The 18,927-nt window shown below is 71.1% G+C and carries 19 protein-coding genes and 1 tRNA gene; 10 read left to right on the forward strand and 10 right to left on the reverse strand.

The window, feature by feature from the left end; all coding sequences use genetic code 11:
* Positions 1–44 precede the first annotated feature (44 nt).
* From ABZ570_RS11750 to ABZ570_RS11765, 4 genes are read left to right on the forward strand one after another with little or no spacing between them, the layout of a single operon-like run.
* Positions 45–383, forward strand: a complete 339-nt coding sequence (locus tag ABZ570_RS11750) for a PadR family transcriptional regulator (RefSeq protein ID WP_358060766.1) — start codon at positions 45–47, stop codon at positions 381–383.
* On the forward strand, positions 380–1,198 hold the full coding sequence (locus ABZ570_RS11755; protein ID WP_358060769.1) for an ATP-binding cassette domain-containing protein: 819 nt from the start codon (positions 380–382) through the stop codon (positions 1,196–1,198). The genes ABZ570_RS11750 and ABZ570_RS11755 overlap by 4 nt, the downstream gene beginning before the upstream one ends.
* On the forward strand, positions 1,195–1,887 hold the full coding sequence (locus tag ABZ570_RS11760) for an ABC transporter permease (protein WP_358060772.1): 693 nt from the start codon (positions 1,195–1,197) through the stop codon (positions 1,885–1,887). Before ABZ570_RS11755 ends, ABZ570_RS11760 begins: the two co-directional genes overlap by 4 nt.
* Before the next feature lie 47 nt (positions 1,888–1,934).
* Positions 1,935–3,134 (forward strand): GNAT family N-acetyltransferase, encoded by a 1,200-nt coding sequence (locus ABZ570_RS11765; RefSeq protein ID WP_358060775.1) that lies wholly within the window; start codon positions 1,935–1,937, stop codon positions 3,132–3,134.
* 116 nt (positions 3,135–3,250) lie between these two features.
* Here ABZ570_RS11765 and ABZ570_RS11770 read toward each other — a convergent pair whose 3' ends face one another.
* The 3 genes from ABZ570_RS11770 to ABZ570_RS11780 form a co-directional block, all read right to left on the reverse strand.
* On the reverse strand, positions 3,251–4,333 hold the full coding sequence (locus ABZ570_RS11770) for an NAD-dependent epimerase/dehydratase family protein (RefSeq protein ID WP_358060778.1): 1,083 nt from the start codon (positions 4,331–4,333) through the stop codon (positions 3,251–3,253).
* Between the two features lie 44 nt (positions 4,334–4,377).
* On the reverse strand, positions 4,378–4,677 hold the full coding sequence (locus ABZ570_RS11775; RefSeq protein ID WP_358060781.1) for a hypothetical protein: 300 nt from the start codon (positions 4,675–4,677) through the stop codon (positions 4,378–4,380).
* 89 nt (positions 4,678–4,766) lie between these two features.
* Entirely contained in the window at positions 4,767–5,240 is a 474-nt protein-coding gene (locus ABZ570_RS11780) for an anthrone oxygenase family protein (RefSeq protein WP_358060784.1), read from the reverse strand.
* Between the two features lie 123 nt (positions 5,241–5,363).
* Between ABZ570_RS11780 and ABZ570_RS11785 the strand changes: the two genes are divergently transcribed.
* Positions 5,364–5,435 (forward strand) — tRNA-Lys (locus ABZ570_RS11785).
* Positions 5,436–5,745: 310 nt separating this feature from the next.
* Here ABZ570_RS11785 and ABZ570_RS11790 read toward each other — a convergent pair.
* From ABZ570_RS11790 to ABZ570_RS11800, 3 genes are read right to left on the reverse strand one after another with little or no spacing between them, the layout of a single operon-like run.
* Positions 5,746–6,576, reverse strand: a complete 831-nt coding sequence (locus tag ABZ570_RS11790; protein WP_358060787.1) for an SDR family oxidoreductase — start codon at positions 6,574–6,576, stop codon at positions 5,746–5,748.
* Positions 6,510–7,112: an NAD(P)H-dependent oxidoreductase gene (locus ABZ570_RS11795; RefSeq protein WP_358060790.1), complete on the reverse strand. Its 603-nt coding sequence runs from the start codon at positions 7,110–7,112 to the stop codon at positions 6,510–6,512. Before ABZ570_RS11795 ends, ABZ570_RS11790 begins: the two co-directional genes overlap by 67 nt.
* Entirely contained in the window at positions 7,105–8,619 is a 1,515-nt protein-coding gene (locus ABZ570_RS11800; RefSeq protein ID WP_358060793.1) for a DHA2 family efflux MFS transporter permease subunit, read from the reverse strand. The genes ABZ570_RS11795 and ABZ570_RS11800 overlap by 8 nt, the downstream gene beginning before the upstream one ends.
* Before the next feature lie 80 nt (positions 8,620–8,699).
* Here ABZ570_RS11800 and ABZ570_RS11805 point away from each other — a divergent pair, with 80 nt between their 5' ends.
* A complete protein-coding gene (locus tag ABZ570_RS11805) occupies positions 8,700–9,443 on the forward strand; it encodes a TetR/AcrR family transcriptional regulator (protein ID WP_358060796.1) in 744 nt (247 codons plus the stop codon).
* 337 nt (positions 9,444–9,780) lie between these two features.
* Positions 9,781–11,862 carry a helicase-associated domain-containing protein gene (locus ABZ570_RS11810; protein WP_358060799.1) on the forward strand — a complete coding sequence of 694 codons (2,082 nt, stop codon included), beginning with the start codon at positions 9,781–9,783 and terminating at the stop codon, positions 11,860–11,862.
* Positions 11,863–11,889: 27 nt separating this feature from the next.
* Here ABZ570_RS11810 and ABZ570_RS11815 read toward each other — a convergent pair whose 3' ends face one another.
* The gene (locus ABZ570_RS11815; protein ID WP_358060801.1) at positions 11,890–12,948 is read right to left on the reverse strand and encodes a DUF2293 domain-containing protein; all 1,059 of its coding nucleotides are present in this window, start codon (positions 12,946–12,948) and stop codon (positions 11,890–11,892) included.
* Positions 12,949–13,074: 126 nt separating this feature from the next.
* On the reverse strand, positions 13,075–13,569 hold the full coding sequence (locus tag ABZ570_RS11820) for a hypothetical protein (RefSeq protein WP_358060804.1): 495 nt from the start codon (positions 13,567–13,569) through the stop codon (positions 13,075–13,077).
* Between the two features lie 361 nt (positions 13,570–13,930).
* Between ABZ570_RS11820 and ABZ570_RS11825 the strand changes: the two genes are divergently transcribed.
* The gene (locus ABZ570_RS11825) at positions 13,931–15,067 is read left to right on the forward strand and encodes a hypothetical protein (RefSeq protein ID WP_358060807.1); all 1,137 of its coding nucleotides are present in this window, start codon (positions 13,931–13,933) and stop codon (positions 15,065–15,067) included.
* Positions 15,068–15,286: 219 nt separating this feature from the next.
* On the opposite strand, the gene ABZ570_RS11830 is transcribed toward ABZ570_RS11825, so the two are convergent.
* Positions 15,287–16,207, reverse strand: coding sequence for a nucleotidyl transferase AbiEii/AbiGii toxin family protein (locus ABZ570_RS11830; protein WP_358060810.1), 921 nt, complete (start codon positions 16,205–16,207; stop codon positions 15,287–15,289).
* A complete protein-coding gene (locus ABZ570_RS11835) occupies positions 16,204–16,854 on the reverse strand; it encodes a hypothetical protein (protein WP_358060813.1) in 651 nt (216 codons plus the stop codon). The genes ABZ570_RS11830 and ABZ570_RS11835 overlap by 4 nt, the downstream gene beginning before the upstream one ends.
* A gap of 177 nt (positions 16,855–17,031) precedes the next feature.
* Between ABZ570_RS11835 and ABZ570_RS11840 the strand changes: the two genes are divergently transcribed.
* Together ABZ570_RS11840 and sigJ are read left to right on the forward strand one after the other, a co-directional pair.
* The gene (locus ABZ570_RS11840) at positions 17,032–17,787 is read left to right on the forward strand and encodes a class I SAM-dependent methyltransferase (RefSeq protein WP_358060816.1); all 756 of its coding nucleotides are present in this window, start codon (positions 17,032–17,034) and stop codon (positions 17,785–17,787) included.
* A gap of 185 nt (positions 17,788–17,972) precedes the next feature.
* On the forward strand, positions 17,973–18,851 hold the full coding sequence (gene sigJ / locus ABZ570_RS11845) for an RNA polymerase sigma factor SigJ (protein ID WP_358060819.1): 879 nt from the start codon (positions 17,973–17,975) through the stop codon (positions 18,849–18,851).
* The last annotated feature ends 76 nt before the right edge of the window (positions 18,852–18,927 follow it).

Below are 18,927 nucleotides of genomic sequence, written 5' to 3' on the forward strand. Positions count from 1 at the left end.
CTAGGTAGTTGTGCCATCTAGGTAGCACCGCTAGCCTTCCAGACGTGGAGATCGAGCGCCGAGGTCAGTGGTTGCGCGGAGTGCTCGACCTCTGCGTGCTCGGCCTGTTGCGCGACCGCGAGTCGTACGGCTACGAGCTGGCCCAGTCGCTCGACGCGGCGGGCATCGGGCCCATCCAGGGCGGCACCCTGTACCCCGCGCTGCTGCGGCTGCAACGCGCCGGCCTGATCACCGCGCAGTGGCGCGAGGGAACGGGCGGGCCGGCCCGGAAGTACTACCGGATCACCGACACCGGGCGGGCCGCCCTGCACCGGGGTGGACACGACTGGGTGACGTTCGTGACGCCGGTGACCGCCATCATGACGGGAGGAGTCGACGGGTGAACGTCGACGAGTGGCTGCGCGCGTTCGCGGCCGAGCTGCACCGACGCCGGGTGGCGACCGAGGACGTCCGGCACGTGGTCGCCGAGGCCGCCACCCACCTGCGGGACGGCGGCGGCGACCCGTGGACGGTGTTCGGCGCGCCGGACCGGTACGCCGCAGCGATCGCCGACAGCGTCGGCACCCGCCCGGCCCCCCGCCCCGGTCCGGTCCGGCTGCAGGCGGAGGGCATCACCAAGCGCTACGGCCGGCGGACCGTGCTGCGGGACGCCGGGTTGACGGTCCGGGCCGGACAGATCGCCGCGGTGGTCGGCGCCAACGGCTGCGGCAAGAGCACCTTCCTGCGGATCTGCGCCGGCCTGGAGTCGCCGGACGCCGGCCAGGTGAGCGTGTCCGGCCGGCTGGGCTACTGCCCGCAGCAGGGCGGCACGGTCGACTTCCTCCTGCCCGACGAGCACTTCGTGCTGGTCGGGGCCGGCCGGGGGATGGGCCGGGCCAGCGCCCGCCGGGCCGGCCGGGCCGCGGCCCGCCAGCTCGGCTGGGAGTCCGACGAGCCGGTGCTCACCCGGCGGCTGTCCGGCGGCACCCGGCAGAAGCTCAACCTCACCCTGTCCACCCTGAGCGAGCCCGACGTGCTGCTGCTCGACGAGCCCTACCAGGGCTTCGACCGGGGCACCTACGTCAACTTCTGGGACCAGCTGCTGCGGCTGCGGGACGAGGGCCGGGCCATCGTCGTGGTGACCCACCTGCTCAACCAGCTCGACCGGGTCGACGTGGTCCTCGACCTCACCTCCGCCCGACCGGGAGGCCGTCCGTGAACCCGCTGCTGACCGTCGCCGAGATGACCCTGCGGGAGCTGGTACGCCGCCGGGGCGTACTCCTGCTGTTGCTCCTCATGCCGCTCGCCTTCTACCTCATCCGGCGGGACGCCTACGTCGGGCAGTCGGTCCGCGCGCTGCTGCTCGGGATCAGCTGGGCGGTGAGCACCGCCGCGCTCTTCGCCACCGGCGCGGCCCGCGAGCTGGAGCCCCGGCTGCGGCTCGCCGGCTACCGGCCGCACCACCTCTACCTCGGGCGGATGCTCGGCCTCTGGGCGGTGGGGGTCGCCATCGCCGTACCGTTCTTCGCGCTCGTCGCCGTCGACGGGTCCGACCTCCGGTACGGCGGGGTGGCGGCCGCGATGCTCTGCGCGGTCGCCGTGGCGGCGCCGTTCGGCATGCTGATCGGCGCGGTGCTGCCGCGCGAGCTGGAGGGGACCCTGCTGCTGCTCACCGTGGTGGCGGTGCAGATGCTGATCGACCCGGCCGGCGCCGGCGCCCGGCTCACCCCGTTCTGGTCGGCCCGGGAGATCGCCACCTGGGCGGTCGACCACACCGACGACGGCTACCTGGCCCGCGGATCGCTGCACGCGGTGGTGGTGACCGCCGTCCTGGTCCTCGCGGTGGCGGGCGTCTCCACCGCCCGGCTGCGCCGGCGCCGGCACGTCCGGCACCTGCCGGTGACCTGACCGGCAATCGGGTTGCGCCGGCCGCCGGGCCGGGTTGGGATGGTCGAATGATCATCCGCCGGTTGACCGCCGAGGAACGGCTCACCCACAGCTTCCCCCTCCAGGCGTACGCGTTCGAGGCGTCGCCGATGCCGCCGAACCGGGTCGAGGAGTTCCGCGCGTACCTGCCGTACAACGCGGGCAACCGCACGCTGGTCGTCGAGGAGGACGGTGGCTCCATGGCCGCCGCCACGGCGATCCCGATGCGGCAGAACCTGCGCGGACGCGTCCAGCCGATGGCCGGGGTGGCCGGGGTGGCGACCCACCCGCTGGCCCGCCGGCGCGGCCACGTCCGGGCGCTGCTGCACCAGCTCCTCGACGAGATGCGGGCGGAGGGGCACCTGCTGACCGCGCTGTACCCGTTCCGCGCCTCGTTCTACGAGCGCTTCGGCTACGTCGGGCTGCCCGCCCGGCGTACCGCCGTCTTCTCCCCGGCCGACCTGGCCCCGCTGCTCCGGGCCGAGCTGCCCGGCGAGGTGGTGTGGGAGCGGACCGGCGCCGGCTACGACACGTGGCGCGCGTACACCGAGCGGTGCCTGCACGAGCGGCACGGGTTCGCGGTCTTCCCCGACTTCCGGGCGGTCGGCCTGCGCGACCGGGACGACCGCTGGCTGCTCACCGTCGTCCGCGACGGTGCGACGGTCGGCGCGGTCACCTACCGGATCGACGACCACGGTGGCGAGCTGATCGCCGACGACCTGCTCGCCGCCGACCCGTACGCCCGGGCGTCGCTGCTCCAGTTCTTCGCCCGCCACGTCGACCAGGTGGAGCGGATCCGCGTTCACCTGCCCGCCGACGAGCTGCCCGAACTGTGGCTCACCGACCTGGCGGTGCACGTCGAGGCGCGGGTGTCCCGGCCCGGGTCGCCCGCCCCGATGGCCCGGCTGCTGCACCTGGACGCGCTCGCCGGCCTGCCCGCCGGGGCCGGCCGGGTGCGCGTCGAGCTGGTCGGCGACCGGTGGCTCGCCGGCACCCACCTGCTCGACGGCACCACCGGCCGGTTGGAGGTGCTGCCCGGCGACTCCACCGGCGCGGCCACCGTCCCGGCCGCGACCCTCACCGCCGCCGGGCTCTCCGGCCTGGCGTACGGGGTGCTCGACCCGGCCGAGGTCGCCATCCGATCCCTGGGCGAGGTCCCCCCGGACGCCGCCACCGAACTGCGTCGCCTCTTCCCCCGCGCCCTCCCCTACCTCTTCGCCGACTTCTGACCCCGCCCCACCCTGGCTCGCCCCACTGCCTGGCTCCCGTTGATCAAGGGGGTTTGCGTCGGACTTGATCTCCCTGGAGACGCAAACCTCTTGATCAACGCCGACAGGAGCGCGGCTCAGTAGGGGTTGGAGTGGCCGGGGAGGCGGGAGTGGAGCAGGGCGGTGGGGCGGCCGGGGAGCGTGGGATCCGTCGACAGGGGCGGGGCGGTGGTGCCGGTGCGGGCGGCCATGCCGGCGAAGAGGTCGCGGAGGGCGGCGACCGAGTCGAACCGCGGGGTCCAGCCGAGTTCGGTCTCGGCACGATCGCTGGACATCAGCGGGGCGTTCAGGGCCAGCTCGACCCAGCCGGCGTCGACCGGTTGCAGCCGCGCCGCCCAGGTCAGCGCCGCCGCCACGCGCAGCACCGGACCGGCCACCGGCACCGTCCAGCCGTGGAAGTGCCGGGCCACCAGCTCCGGGGTCAGCACCGGGTCCGCGGCCACGTTGAAGGCGCCGCGCGCCTCACCCAGGACCGCCTTCGCGTACGCGTCGGCGACGTCGTCGGCGTGCACCGCCTGCAACCGCAGGCGGCGGTTCGTGGGTACGAGCGGGATGCGGCCCCACCGGAGCAACCGCACCGGGACCAGCGGGCCGAGGAAGTAGCGGCTGATCTCGGTGCCCGCGTCGCGCTGGAAGATCAAGCCCGGTCGCAGCCGGACCACCCGCAGCGTCGGGTGCTCCCGCTCGACCGTGTCGAGCAGCGCCTCCACCTCCGCCTTGTCCCGGCTGTACGACGAACCGACCACCCCGGTCGCCGGCCAGCGCTCGCTGACCGGATGGTCCTTCGGCCCGGGGGCGTACGTGCCGACCGACGAGGCGTACACCAGGGCGGGGACGCCGGCCCGGACGGCCGCGCCGATCACCGCGCGGCTGCCGACGACGTTGGTCTGGTAGATCGTCCGCCGGTCGTGGCTGGGCTGGATCTGCCAGGCCAGATGCACCACTGCCTGCGCACCGGCGAAGATCGCGGCCAGCCGGTCGGGGGCATCCGACGCCCCGATGTCGCAGGAGTGCCACTCCACCCCGTCGTACGGTTCACCCGCGTCCGGTCCGGGCAGCCGGCGGGCCACCCCGATCAGCTCCGCCCCCGACTCCCGCCCCAGCCGGCGCAGCAGGGCCGTGCCCACGTTGCCGGTGGCTCCCACGATCACGATGCGCATGCCCGGTGCCGTACCCGTTGCGGCCGACGCCAACCCCGCGACGATCAGGGTCGGGGGTTGGTCCGCACCCAGCTCTTCTCTCCCGCACGACGGCCCTGGGTGGCGGCCAGGCAGCGCGGGCAGACGTACCCCTCCGGGTCGGCCTCGGTGAGCACGTCGGTGGACGCGTAGTCGAACGGCACGTGCGGGAAGCGGCGCAGCCGGGTACGGCTCAACGGCAGCCCGCAGACCGTCTGGTTCTGCCCGGGCAGCCAGGCGTGCACCGCACCGCCCGGCCGGCGTACCCCGTCCGGCCCGGTCACCTCACTCGACGCCGCCACCGCGGGTGTGCTGCTCAGTCTCATGCCGGACCCGGTTCCCTGCCCGGCCCGCGCCATGCCGGCCGCGCCCCGGTCACGCCACCTCGCCGACCTGGGACGTCACGGCCCGGACGTCAGTCGCCGGCCACCAGGCCACCGATCAGGCAGCCGAACGCCGCGACGGAGGTAACCGTCCGGGCCAGGTTCCACCGCACCCACGACGCCTCGAAGCGCCCACGGACCACCGCCGGGTCGTCCCCCGGGTCGGCCCGGTCGAGCTGCTCGTTCAGCGGCACGTTCCAGCGCATCGTGATCACCAGGGTGGCACCGTAGAGAACCAGAGCCGCGCCGGTCCAGGCCAGCACGGGCCCGTCCGCGACGTGCAACGCGACCGCCGCCACCAGCAACACCAGCGACCCGAGGAAGGCGGTGAGGAACCACCCGTTGAGGATCCGCCGGTTGATCCACTGCATGGTCCCCACGAAGCTCCGGTCGTCCGTCGCCTTCAACCCCGGCATCACCGAACACGAGTACGCGAAAAACAACCCTGCCATCAGCCCGGTCAGCAGGGTCGCCGCGGCCAGCACCCCGGTACGCACGATCGTCATGCCGGTAAGCCAACCGGAGAATGGCGCGGCGGGCCAGCCCCCGTCACGCCAGGCACCGGACATCGACGGGCGGCGGGGAAGCCGGAAAGCCTGGGCGAACGGGTTCCGGTAGCCTGGGCGGGCGGGCCGCTAGCTCAATGGCAGAGCTGTGGACTTTTAATCCATAGGTTCAGGGTTCGAGTCCCTGGCGGCCCACTCCATGACTTGATCTCGCTGTCGAGCTGCCTTCTGCGGTTCGGTGACCGGTGGGTGCGCCCAGTAGGTGGCAGTGCGCGAACCGCAAGCCCGGCTGTGTGCTGTGACGGGGCCGCTGCTCACGTGGATGACAAAACCATGCAGCGGGTCCCCGCGTTGTTCGCGGGGGCGTGAGCGGACGCCAGAATCAAGGTGGCCTGTTCGCTCCGTCAGTTCGGCCGTGGCAGGGTCTCAGCGTCGCCAAGACCCTGCCACGTGCGTCGGAAATGCAGGGTGATCATCCCGGTCAGTACGCGTGTGTCCGGCGCTGCTACAGCAGCGTGCCGCCGGAGGTGTCGATCCATTGGCCGGTCACCCACCGGCTGTCGTCCGAAGCGAGGAAGGCCACCGTGTCGGCGATGTCCTCGGGCGTGCCGATCCGGCCCACCGGCGACAGGGACGACAGCCAGGCCCGGGCGTCGCCGACGAGCCGTCCCTCGTGCATGTCGGTGTCGACGACGCCGGGCGCCACGGTGTTGACGGTGATGCCGCGTGGCCCGAGCTGTTTGGCGAGCGTCGCGGTGAGCACGTCGAGGGCTCCCTTGGACATGGCGTAGGTGATCGACCGGGGCATGGCGGAGCCGCGGGTCAGCATCGTGGAGATGTTGATGATCCGGCCACCGTCCCGTAGTCGTCGCAGGCCATGTTGGGTGATGAAGAATGGGGCCCTGGTGTTGACCGCGAACACCCGGTCGTAGTCGCTTTCGCTGGCATCCTGGAGCTCAGCTTGCTCGCTCAGGATTCCCGCGTTGTTGACCAGGATGTCCAGGCCGTCCGCCTGCGCGTCGAACGCGGCCCACAGCGCCTCGGCGTCGCCGGCTACGCCGAGGCGGGTGTGGACGGTGAACGCCTGCCCACCGGCGGCTTCGATTACGGAGACGGCTTCCTTCGCCGCGGCTTCGTTGTTGCCGTAGTGCACGGCGACGCGGGCACCGTCACGTCCGAGGCGTTCGGCGATGGCCCGGCCGATTCCTCGGCTGCCGCCGGTGACCAGCGCCGTCTTTCCGGCCAGTGTCGTCATGTCTGGTGCGCCTCTCATCGGGTTGTGCTCAGGGGTTGGTAGGGGGAGGTGTTCCTGGCGTCCTTGAGGGCTCGTGCCCACCAGGTCACCTGGTCGAGGAGGATGTTGGCCGCGGCGGCCGGCCGGTGTGCGTCCTTGGGGTTGCCGTCGCCGTCGAACTGTTCCCACACGTTGTGGAAGCTGACCGTGTCTCGGGTGGTGACGGCGTGCAGTTCGGTGAAGACGGCGCGCAGGTGCTCCACCGCGCGTAGGCCGCCGGAGATCCCGCCGTAGGAGACAAACGCCACGGGTTTGGCATGGAACTGGGTGTTGTGCCAGTCGATGACGTTCTTCAACCCGGCCGGGTAGCTGCGGTTGTACTCCGGGGTCACCACGACGAACGCGTCGGCGGCGTCCAGACGTGGGGTCAGTTCGTGCAGTGCCGCCAGCACCTGCGGCGGTGGCGTCATCGTCGGCGCGGCGGAGCCGATCGGCACGTCGGCCAGGTCGACGAGGTCAACGAGGATGTCGTCGCGGTGCCCGGCCTCGCCGACGAACCAGTTGGCCACGGTAGGGCCGGTCCGGCCGTCTCGGATGCTGCCGAGGATGACGGCAAGCCGTAGTCGGTGGTCAGACATGAGTCTCCTCCAGAACGGGTGCAGGGGTGGAACGTTCTTCCCGTAGCGGTGTCTCGCGGACGAGCCAGGCGAACGCGAACGCGACGGTGCCGAGGGCCGCGCCGGCGAGGGCGATGGCGTGTACGCCGCTGGTGACGGCAGCGTGTACGGCATCCTGGGCGGCGGCTGGGAGTTGGTGGACGGCGCTGGCGGTCAGCTCGCCGCCGGAGAGGATCCGGCCGGCCTCGGCGACACCGAGGCGGTCACGGAGCGTGTTCTGCAGCTGGTTGGTGTAGAGGGCGCCGAGCGAGGCGGCGCCGAGCGAGGCACCCATGGTGTGCCAGAGCGTGACGGAGCCGCTGGCCGCGCCCATGTCACGCGGCGGCGCGCTGTTGATAGTGACGATCGTGGTGCTCTGCATCAGCAGGCCCACACCCGCGCCGCCGAGCAGCGTGAGCACCGATGTGAGCGCCACCCCGGTGCCCGGCCCGAGTGCGAGCAGGACGAGCATCCCGCCAGCCAGCAGCGCGCCGCCGAGGATCGGGTAGGCACGGTAGCGGCCGGTGCGGCTGATGAGCTGGCCACTGCCGATCAGCACTACGACCATGCCGAGCATCGCCGGCAGGATCAACATGCCGCTCGCGGTCGCGGAGGCCCCCTTGACCAGCTGCATGTACTGGGGCAGGAACGTGGCAAAGACCATCATCCCGGCGCCGGCCAGCAGGCGCAGGATCTGGGCGAGGGTGAAGTCACGGTTGCCGTACAGCCGCAGCGGGACGACCGGCTCGGCGGCGCGCCGCTCGACAGCGACGAACGCCGCCAGGGCGGCAAGGCTCACGACGGCGAGCGCGGCGATCGGCGCCGACATCCAGGCGTACCGGCTGCCGGCCCAGCTCGCCAGCAGGCTCAGCGCGACCAGGGCGGCGGTGAGCAGCAGCACGCCGGGGACGTCGATGCGGGCCTTGATCCGTCGGGGCGCGCCTGGAACCGCGGCGGCGATGAGCAGCACGGCGGCGACGCCGACCGGGATATTGACGTAGAAGGCCCACCGCCAGCTCAGGTGGTCGACGAAGAAGCCGCCGAGCAGCGGGCCGGCGATGAAGGCGACGGGCATCATCGTGCCGAACAGGCCCATGAGCCGGCCACTCTGGCGGGGCGGAACCAGCTCGCCGATGAGCGCGAGGGCGCCGACCATGAGACCGCCCCCGCCGAGGCCCTGCACCGCCCGGAAGCCGATGAGCTGGGTCATGTCCTGGGCTGCCCCGGACAGCCCGGAGCCGAGCAGGAACAGCAGGATCGCCGACAGGTACGCCCGCTTGCGTCCGTACAGATCGCCGAGCTTGCCCCAGATCGGCGTTGCGGTAGCCATGGCGACGAGGTAGGCCGTCACGACCCAGGAAAAGTTCTCCAGGCCGCCGAGATCACCCACGATCACCGGCAGCGCGGGCCCCAGCATCATCCCGTCGAGCGGGGCCGTGATCATGCCGAGGACCACCCCGACCAGGCCCACATGAAGAGATCGACTCATGATCCACCCCAATCGCGTACGTTGTACTCGAAATGCAAGCTAGCGTTTCGAGTACGATGTACGCAAGAAAGGAAGGTGTGATGTCCGCCGCCGAGCAGCAGGTCAGCATCTGGATGCGCCCGGAGCAGGTTGAGCGATCCGGTCCGGGCCGTCGACCCGGGTACAGCCGGGCCCAGATCACCCAGGCCGCCGTCGAGATCGCCGACCGGGAAGGGCTGGACGCCGCCACCATGCGCCGCATCGCCCAAGAGCTGGGCACCGGCGCCATGTCGCTGTATCGGTACGTGCCCAAGCGGGACGACCTGATCGACCTCATGCTCGACGCGGTGGTCGGTGAGATCGAGTTGCCCGAGCGGGCCAGCGGTGACTGGCGGGCGGACCTCTCGCTGGTGGCCTACCAGACCCGCGCGGTCGGTCTGCGCCACCCCTGGCAGGCCGCGCTAACCCGGCGCCCCACCCTGGGTCCCAACTCGCTGCGGGTCTACGACTTCTCGCTCAGCGCCCTCGACGGGTTCGGCCTACACATCGACGAGATGACCAGCCTCTGCGGCATGGTCGGCGACTACGTCGCCAGCGCCGTGCGCGACGAGATCGGCTGGCTCGAACATGCCCGGCACACCGGCATGGACCGCAAACATTGGATGGCCGAGTACGTCGGACCGTACGTCAAGCAGGTGGTCGAATCCGGGAAGTACCCGATGTTCAACCGCACCATTCGCGAGGGACGGCTCTCCCACATGTCGCCTGACACGCGCTTCCAGTACGGACTGGACCACGTTCTCAACGGCATTGCCGCCGCCCTGCCGAACACGAGGAAACGGTAAGAGGCCAGCCAGGCGGCTCGACTCGACAGAGTGCACCCCGCCTTCCGGTGATCAGACGATCGGTCGCGTCAGGCCATCCGCCGCCATACCGTTGACGAAGCTCGCGCGGTCGCCGATGAGCTCGGCCTGCCGCACTGGTGGCTCAACGAGCGAGCGAGCGCCCACGTGGCTCCCGGTGGCGATGCGGCAGCCCCTCGCGTCTTTGGCCACCCTTGATCCACCCGAAACGGATACCCGAACGGAGGGGTCAAGACAGCTGCTGATCCACACCGTGCCGCGCGGTCCTCCGCATGGCGTACCTGTCGCCTCCCGCCAGGGAGGGGCATCGTAGGTTGGCATGGTGCAGTCCCTCGCCGCTCATCTTCGTACCCTGACCGAGGAGCAGCTCACCAGTCTGGTCGAGATTCGTCGCGACGCGACCCTCGAGCCTGCGCCGAAGACTGTCGAGCAGCTCGCCGTACGGCTGCTTCACCCGTCGTCGATGGCGGCTGCCTGCGCGTTGCTTACCCTGCCGCAGCTCCAGGTGGGCGAGGCCGCCGCGGCGCTGGGCGACGGGTGGACCACCGCGCGGCTGGCGACGCTGTTGGGCGTACCGGAGGGCGACGCGGACCTGGCCGCGGCGCTGCGCCGGCTCACCGAGCTCGCCCTGATCTGGCCGTACGCCGACGGTTTCGCGGCGGCACATCTGAGCCCGGTGTGGCCGCACCCGCTGAACCTCGGACCCGGCGCCGCCGAGCTGCTCGTCGCCCGGAACATGACCGAGCTGCGCAGGCTGGCGAAGGTGTACGGCATCCCCGTGACAGGCCGCGGCAAGGACGAGTTGATCGTTGCGTTGGTCGGCTGGCTGGCGCGGCCGGAGAACGTGCGCCGGCTCGTGGCGCAGGCCCCCGCCGAGGTTCGCGCCCGGCTCGCCGCGCTCGCCTTGCGGCCGGCACAGCCCTTCCATCTGCGAGGGATCATGTTTGGCTCGGCCGGGGTGGCGCTGCCGTGGGCCGCCGAACGTGGTCTCGTCGTCGGCTCCGCGTGGGGCGTCGAGGAGATGCCCCACGAGGTCGCCCTCGCGCTGCGGGAGGGCTACGTCGCTGCGTTCGACCCGCAGCCGCCGGCCGTGCCTACCACCCCGGTCGAGCCACAGGACGCCGAACGGGAGGCCGCAGCCGCCGCCTCGGAGACCCTCGCCGCGATCACCGCAGTCGTCGGAACCATGAGCGGCGGCCCGGTGCCCCTGCTCAAGACGGGCGGTCTCGGCGTACGTGAACTGCGCCGGATCGCCAAGTCGTCCGGCCAGGACGAGGATCGTGCCCGCCTGACCATCGAACTGCTCGCGGCGGGCGGGCTCACCGAGGCCTCCGACACCGGTCTCGCCCTCTCGCTGGCCTATGACGAGTTCGCCGCCGCCGAACCGGCGGACCAACTGCTGGACATCGTCGACACCTGGCTGACCATGCCCGCGTGCCCGCTCGCCCCGGCCGACTCCACCGCGGTCTCCTCCCGTGTCCTCTACTGGGACGAGGGCGAGGAGATGACGTTGACTGCTCTGCGCGCCCTGACCTTGCGCACTCTCGCCGACGTCCTACCCGAAGGTCACGCCACCGACCCCGGCCCGCTCGCCGACCGGCTGGCCTGGCAGAGCCCTGTCCTGACCGACCAGGCCGACGAGGATCTGCACCGATACGTCACCGGCATCTGGCGGGAAGCCCACCAGCTCGGTCTGCTCGCTCACGGAACAGCGACCAGCCTCTGCCGTAGCCTGCTGACCGGTGACATCGACGCGATTCATCGGCACGCTCAGGCCATGCTGCCCCGGTCCCGCGACACGGTCCTGTTGCAGAACGACCTCACCGCGGTGGTGACCGGCACCCCATCGGCCAACCTGCTGGCTCTGCTGGACAGCGCGGCCACGCCAGAGTCCCGCAGCGGCGCCTGGACCTGGCGTTTCTCGCCGGCCAGCATCCGCGCCGCACTCGACGCCGGAAGCGCCCCGGCCGGCCTGCTCGCCCGGATCACCGACGTGGCCGAAGGCGGCCGCGTGCCGCAGACCCTCACCTACCTGATCAACGACGTAGCCCGCCAACACGGACGCGTTCAGGTACGCCCAGCCGGCTGCTGCCTGTGCAGCGACGACGAAACCCTGCTCACCGAGATCCTCAACACCCGCTCACTGCAGGCCCTACACCTGGTCCGGCTCGCCCCGACCGTGCTCGCCAGCGCAAAATCGCAGGCCGAAACCCTGGCCGCACTGCGCGCCGCCGGCCACGCCCCGGCCGCCCTCCGCCTCGACGGCAGCCCAGCGATCGAGCTTCCGCAACGACGCCGCGCCGATCCACCACCCACCGCGCCGGACAACGACGACCTGGTCCCGCTGCCACGCCTGAGCGACCCGGCCGACGTCGCCCGGACCCTGCTCGGCAACCGCTGACCAGCGAGGCTCGGGACGGTCCGGCGCTCAGGCCGGGCGCCGCCAGCGTTCAAGGACCCGATCGATGTCGTCCCGGACCCGCTCCCGGGCCTGCTCCCGTGGCACACCGGCCATCAACAGCTCGTCGTACGCGGTGTCCTCGTGCCGCACGGAGGCGACCACGGCCCGGGTCACGGCGTCCGGGTCAAGCGCCCGCCCGGCTGCGCTGCGCCCCACCCGGCCACTGCCGCGGGTGCCGGTGTGCCGGCTGATCGCCGCCGCCCGCATCGGCGGGCAGCTGGGGAACAGCCGGCCGATCTGTTCGGCCAGATCCTGCTGGAACCGCTCGTCCGCGGCCTCTCGCCGCTGCCGGTCCCGCTCGCGGCGGCGGGCACGGGCCTCCTCGTCGGAGAGGCACTGCTGCTCGGCCTGCTCGACCGCGGCCTCCTCGACCAGCAGTCCCTGCCGCTCGTGGCGCTTGCGGGAGCGGCTGAACCGAACCACCACCGCCGAGAGCCGGCTGGCCTGTTTGGCCCGACGGGTCAGCGCCGCGTCGCCGGCTGGCAGGAACACCAGGTGGTCGAGGTCAACGCAGGTTAGGCACGCCGGCCCCGGGTCCTCCATCATCAGCATGTCGGCGTCGATGCGCCCGCAGCCGACGCAGGTGAACGCCTTCAATGGCTGCACCACCACCAGGTCCGGCGGCTTGCTCTGCCGGGCAGCCAGCCGCTCCCGCTGCCGCTCCGGCAGGTCCGCCGGCGTCCAGTGCGTGCGGTACGTCAACTCAAGCGTGAGATCGCCGGCGGCAGTGAAGCGCAGCGGACGCCGGTCGCGGGTGGCGGCGAGGTACTCGACCTGGCTGGGCCGCAGGCCACGGCTGGCCGCCCAGCGGCGGAACACTTCCAGCGCGTCGGCGAGCCGGTCGGCCGGCACGGCCGCGACCGCTTCCAGATGCGGTGCCCGGCCCTGCCGCCAGTCCGTCACCAGCCCGAGCGGCACCCAGCCCATCCCGGTCAACACGTCGAGTGGACTCACGTGACGCTGGCGACTCAATGCCTGCTCGGCAGCGGTCACCACCCGGCGCTCCAGCTTCGAGGCAGGCTGCATAAGCGGCAGGCTACCCGGCGGGACGCTCCCCCGGTCGGCAGCGCTGCGATGCTGGGCCGCATACTGCCGCCCCACCCGGAGTGCCGGACGAGGCCTTGGTGACCGTCACCGGCACGCCCATGATCCTCACGAGCTGATCTGCTGCACGATGGCCGCGAGCTCCCGATCGGGGCTGACATGGCGCTTGTAGAGCGGGCTGCACGGTGTCGCGGCCAGCCGCAGGGCCAGATCGAGAAGGTTCGGCTTGGCGGTGTTGCGCCAGGTGTCGGCGAGGAAGGCGAACTCGGTCATGATGCCGACGACGCTGCGATTGGTTGTCGGCACGATCCGCCACTGGCGCATCTGGTCGACCTCGGCGCGGATGACCGGGTCGGGCACACCGTGGGCGGCGAGCACCGCGCCGACCTGGTCGGCGACCCGAGCCGGCATGGTGGCGGCCGGCGCGAGGGGCATGAGCACCGGCAGCAACGTCCGCTCGTTGACGAGCAGCGCGACCTGCGGCCGCCACGGGAGCATGGTGGCGTACCAGTCACCGAGCAACGTCGTGGACCGCTCGCCGTCGGGCGGGGCGAACGGGCCGATGCGTTGGCGCAGCTTCGCGGTCGCGGGCAAGAGGAACATCCGCCCATCCTCCCGCCTACGCGCGTCCGCTTCCCGGCACCGACCGTGTCACGCGACGGTTCACGGCACATCGTTCAGCATGAGGTACCGGGCAGTTTCGGCGTGAACATGCAGGTCGGGGGGCTGCGGGCGACGAATCGCGCCCGCGGTGTTGGCCGGACGGCCCGTGCTGGCAAGCGGCATGTCGGGGCGGCAGCCCTTCAGCGGCAGCCCGGGGATAATCTGCCATCGAGGTCGATTCCGTCAGGCGATCGGGATTCTGGATCTTTCATTGCCGGAGCCGGCACCGGCCGGCGCGGAGTGGATCGAGGCGTACCGGCACTGGGCGGGCGTGTGATCCCCATGGTGGAGGGTGTCGGCGGTGAGTGAGTACCAGTACTACGAGTTCGTGGCGGTCGACCGGCCGTTGACGTCGGTGCAGCAGCGGGAGCTGCGGGCGTTGTCGACGCGGGCCCGGATCACATCGTCGAGTTTCGTCAACGACTACCAGTGGGGTGACCTGAAGGGCGACCCGCGGGAGTGGATGGAGCGATACTTCGACGCGTTCCTCTACCTGGCGAACTGGGGAACACACCGGATCGCCCTGCGGCTACCCATCGCGGTGCTCGACCCGGACACGGCTGCGGAGCACTGCGCCGGGGAATCGGCCTGTTCCTGGGCGACCCGCACCCACGTAATCCTCGACCTGCACAGCGAGGACGAGGACGGCGACGAGGAGTACGACGGCGGGGGCCACCTCGCCGCGATCCTTCCCGCTCGGGCAGAGTTGGCGGCCGGTGATCGGCGGCTGCTGTACCTGGCGTGGCTGCTGTGCGTACAGGGCCGGGAGCTGGACGACGACGAACCGGAGCCGCCCGTACCGTCCGGTCTGGGGGACCTGTCCGGGCCGCAGCGCGCCCTGGTCGACTTCCTGCGGCTGGACCCGGATCTGCTTGCCGTGGCAGCCGAGTCGAGCACGCCGCTCAAGGAGCAGACGCCATCGGTGGCGGCGCTGTCCCGCTGGGTGAAGGCGCTGCCCGAGTCGGAGAAGGACGATGTCGTCGTACGACTGTTGCGCGCTGACAACGCGCACCTGCGGTCGGAGCTCCTGGCCCGCTTCCACGGCGCGACTCCGAACGAGGGCACTGGCCGTCGCCGCATGGCCGGGGAGTTGTTGGCCGCCGCCGGGGAGCGCTGGTTACGACGCCAGCGGGTTGCCCGCGAGTGCGAGGCGGCCGAGCGGGAGCGCCGGGAGCGGGCGGCTGCTGCTGCCCGCGAGCAACACCTGAACGCGCTCGCCGGACGGAGGGAGCAGGCGTGGCAGCGGGTGGCCGCGATGATCGAGACGAAGAAGCCGAAGGAGTACGACGCCGCCGTCGCGCTGCTGTCCGACCTGAAGGCGTTGGCCGATCGGGACGGCGACACCGAGGCGTTTCTGCGGCGTGTGGGGCAGTTGCGGGAGCGGCATGCCCGTAAGCCGAGCCTGCTGGACCGCTTCGATCGGGCTGGGCTCGGCTGACAGCCCAGACCAGTTTCGATCAACCGCCGCTGCTCTCGGCGATGGTGAAGCCGAGTTGGGTGTAGGAGCGGGATCACTTGCGCCACATGGCGGCGAGCACGCCAACGTGTTCGCCGCCGTAGTCGTGGACCTCGAAGAGCGTTCGGGGCGATCCATCTGAACGAGAGCAGTAGACGGGGCGGGACGCACCGGTGGCGGGCGCTCGGTCCCACAGCGAGATCAGTGCGGGATCCAGGTCCGCGCCGACGGGTCCCAGACGCCGATCGCTGTTGCATCGAGCACGGGATCGAAAATCTGGCTCGCGAGGCTGATGGCGGTGTCGTAGTCCGGGACGGTGCCGGGTGCCTCTGCTGCGACTCTCGGGTAGCGTGCGGCCCAGCCGACGGCGTCGGGCACGACGAATCGTTCGGGTAGTTCGATCTTGCGCATCGCCGCGTTGCTGACGACAGCGGTGCGCAGCGTATCGGCGCTGATGGCGTGCGTGATGGCGATGATGGCGATGTCGACGAGGTCCTTGACCCGGGTGCTCCTCGCGGGCTGCCCGTCTCGGGCGTAGGTACCGATGGTCGCGCAGAGCTTGTCGGCCAGGTGGTCGGCGATCGGGAAGACGCGATAGTTCGGCCGAACGAGTCCCTCGATGTTCAGTGGCGTCAGCGGAGCGACGACGTCTGGTGTGCCGGTCATGACGGTGCCGACAACAACATCGATGTGGAAGCCGGCAAACGACGTCGGGCCGAGTCGGGCGTTGACGTGTACGCGGGCTCCTCTGGCCTCCTCTTGGAGGGGAGCGACGCGTGTGACGTCGAAGGCGAAATGATCGCCGAGGTCGATCCGGAGCGCGGCACGCAGAGCGTCGACGGCGTCGTTGACATCGGCGTCGGTGGCGTTGAAGAACACGTCGACGTCCTTGCTGTGCCGGGCCGTGGTGAGCCGGGCCAACAGCGCTCCAGCGCCCTTGAGCACCCACCGGTCGGCGTCATCGGATCTGAACAACCGGGCGAGTGCCCGGTCGTAGGCGAACTGACGCTGGAGTTCGTCGAGCCGGTAGCGCCGATCAATTCGCGCGATCTGCCCGAAGCGTTCCTTGAGTGCTGTCCGGAACGCCGAAGGCGTCTCATACCGGAACGTGGACCGGCTCATCTACGCGTCCCCTCGCCGACGAGCACCCGGACAAACTCTCCCGGGTCAGGGTGGCCGTAGGCGACCGCGTGTGGCGCGATGATGGCGTTGAGCGCGTCGTTGTGCAGAAGGCCCAGAGCGAGGGCGTCCTGCACGACCTGTGCCACTGCGGACTCGTCCTCTCCATCGGTGAGCAGATCGTCGATGATCGCTGGCACGGTCCGTACGGGCAGGCCACCCCAGACCTCCCAGCTATCCGGGGCGATCTGCGAACGTACGCGGAGCTTGATGTCGTTGCGGCGAGGTCGCAGCCGGGTGGTGGCGTAGAACTCGTGCTCATGTGCAATCAGATCACCGAGGCCGCGCAGATGGGCGGCACTGCGGTGGCTGACGATGGCATCGGGGGCGGCGATACGCTCGTGCCATGACTTGGCGCCCCCGAGTTGCAGCCAGGCCGCGCGTAGCGGATCCAGCTCTGGGTCTTCGGGCGCACCCGTGAGCCGGTACACGCGTGCGGCCTGATCCGCGATAGCAAGCGTCCCGTCGTCGACGAGTCGTTTCAGGTCTTGCCGGGAGACATCAAGACGGCGGGCCTGCCCTGCTGTGATCATGCCCCATTGCTCGCTGGCCACCGGGCTGATCGCAGCCAACGCCGCACCCCTGGACATGGAGCGATCGTATCACTATTGCGACGATTGCTCCATCCACGTACTGTGGTGGCGGCGGGTGGTGCGAGGGCGACAGAAGCTCCCGCGGAGGCGAGTCCCCTCCGCGCATCCTTGCGTCGGCGGGCCGCCGTCAGGGGGGGTGGCGTGAGTCGCAGGAGGGCGAGCACGCTTCAGCCCGTGACGAGCAGCGACTTGTGGGACGAGGACACTGCGGAGCGGTACGACGAGACCTCGGCCGAGATGTTCGCGCCCGAGGTGCTCGATCCCGCTGTCGAGTTCCTCGCCCGGCTGGCCGACGGCGGCCCCGCATTGGAGTTCGCGGTCGGTACGGGTCGGGTGGCGATCCCACTGGCCGCCCGAGGCATCCCCGTGACCGGGATCGAGCTGTCGCAGCCGATGGTCGACCAGCTACGACGCAAGGTGCCCGCGGAGGCGTTGCCGGTCGCCGTCGGCGACATGGCCACAACGACCGTCCCCGGCCAGTTCTCGCTCGTGTACGTGGTGTGGAACAGCATCGGCAACCTCCGCACCCAGGACGAGCAGGTGCAGTGCTTCCGCAACGCCGCCCAGCACCTGTCACCGGGTGGTCGCTTCGTCATCGAGCTGTGGGTGCCGGGCATCCGGCGGTTTCCGCCTGGCCAGTCGGCGGTGCCGTTCGAGGTGACCGACCGGCACGTCGGCTTCGACACCTACGACATGGTCACGCAGCAGGGGACCTCCCACCACTACCGGCGGCTGGCGGACGGGAGCGCCCGCTACGGCTACAGCAACTTCCGCTACATCTGGCCCGCCGAGTGCGACCTCATGGCCCGGCTGGCCGGCTTGACGCTGGAGCAGCGCGTGGCGGACTGGAACGGGGCGCCCTTCACCTCGGACAGCGAGAGCCACGTGTCGGTCTGGCGCAAGCCGCTGAACACCTCGAACGAGGGTTAGGTTCTCCGCGCCCTCGGCCGCCGCTCGACCCGGCCCCACGGACCGTGAGGCGACGCGCCGACCTCACAGTTCGGGGCGATGTTTCGTCGAACTGGTGGGCAGCTGCGAGCAACGGGAGTCGGCGAACCATGACCAACCGATCCGGGCCAGGACACGGCCGGCCCGATCCGGGTTTCAGCGCGATCATGAGTGAGCGGCGTCAGCTGACCAATCTCGCGTACCGGCTCCTCGGCTCGCTGGCCGATGCCGAGGATGTCGTCCAGGAGACGTACGCCCGCTGGTACGCCATGTCGCCACACCAGCGGGACGCCATCGAATCCCCGGGCGCCTGGCTGACGACCGTCGCCAGCCGCATCTGTCTCGACCTGCTCGGCTCGGCACGGGCCCGGCGGGAGCGCTACGTGGGCGAATGGATCCCGGAACCGCTACCCGAACGTACGGAGTGGACCAACGGGCGGTCGGACGGCGTCGCCGCCGACCCGGCCGACCGGGTCACCCTCGACGAGTCGATCAACATGGCCTTCCTCGTCGTGCTCGAATCGATGACCCCGGCCGAGCGCGTCGCGTTCATCCTGCACGACGTCTTCCGCTACTCCTTCGCCGAAGTGGCCGAGATCGTCGGCCGTACCCCGGCGGCGTGCCGCCAGCTGGCCTCGTCGGCCCGCCGTCGCCTCCGCACGTCGCAGGCTCCCGCCACTCCGGCGGCTCGGCGCGCCGACGTCGTCAGGGACTTCAGACAGGCCTGGGAAGCCAAGGACATCGAGGCTCTCATCGGCCTCCTCGACCCCGATGTCACGGCGGTCAGCGACGGCGGCGGCCTCGTCAGCGCCGAACTCCGCCCGATCCGGGGTGGCGAGCAGGTCGCCCGCGTGCTCGTCGACGTCGCCGGCCGGGCCCCAAACCTGACGATCCTCGAGCGTACGGTCAACGGTCAGCCCGGCCTGGTGGCTCAGCTGGACGGCGTCACCGTGACGGTGCTGGCGTTCGACGTGGCAGGCGACCGGATCACGCGCATCTGGGCGGTGCGCAACCCGGAGAAGCTCCGGACCTGGACGACGGGCTGACGCACCCCCGGCGGCCCCTCGTGCCAGGTCAGCGCCGACACACCGCGGCCCGTCCTGTCCGTGATCCGGCTGCGTA

Origin of the sequence: Micromonospora sp. NPDC007271 (genome assembly GCF_040634005.1) — a bacterium.
Taxonomy (GTDB): domain Bacteria; phylum Actinomycetota; class Actinomycetes; order Mycobacteriales; family Micromonosporaceae; genus Micromonospora.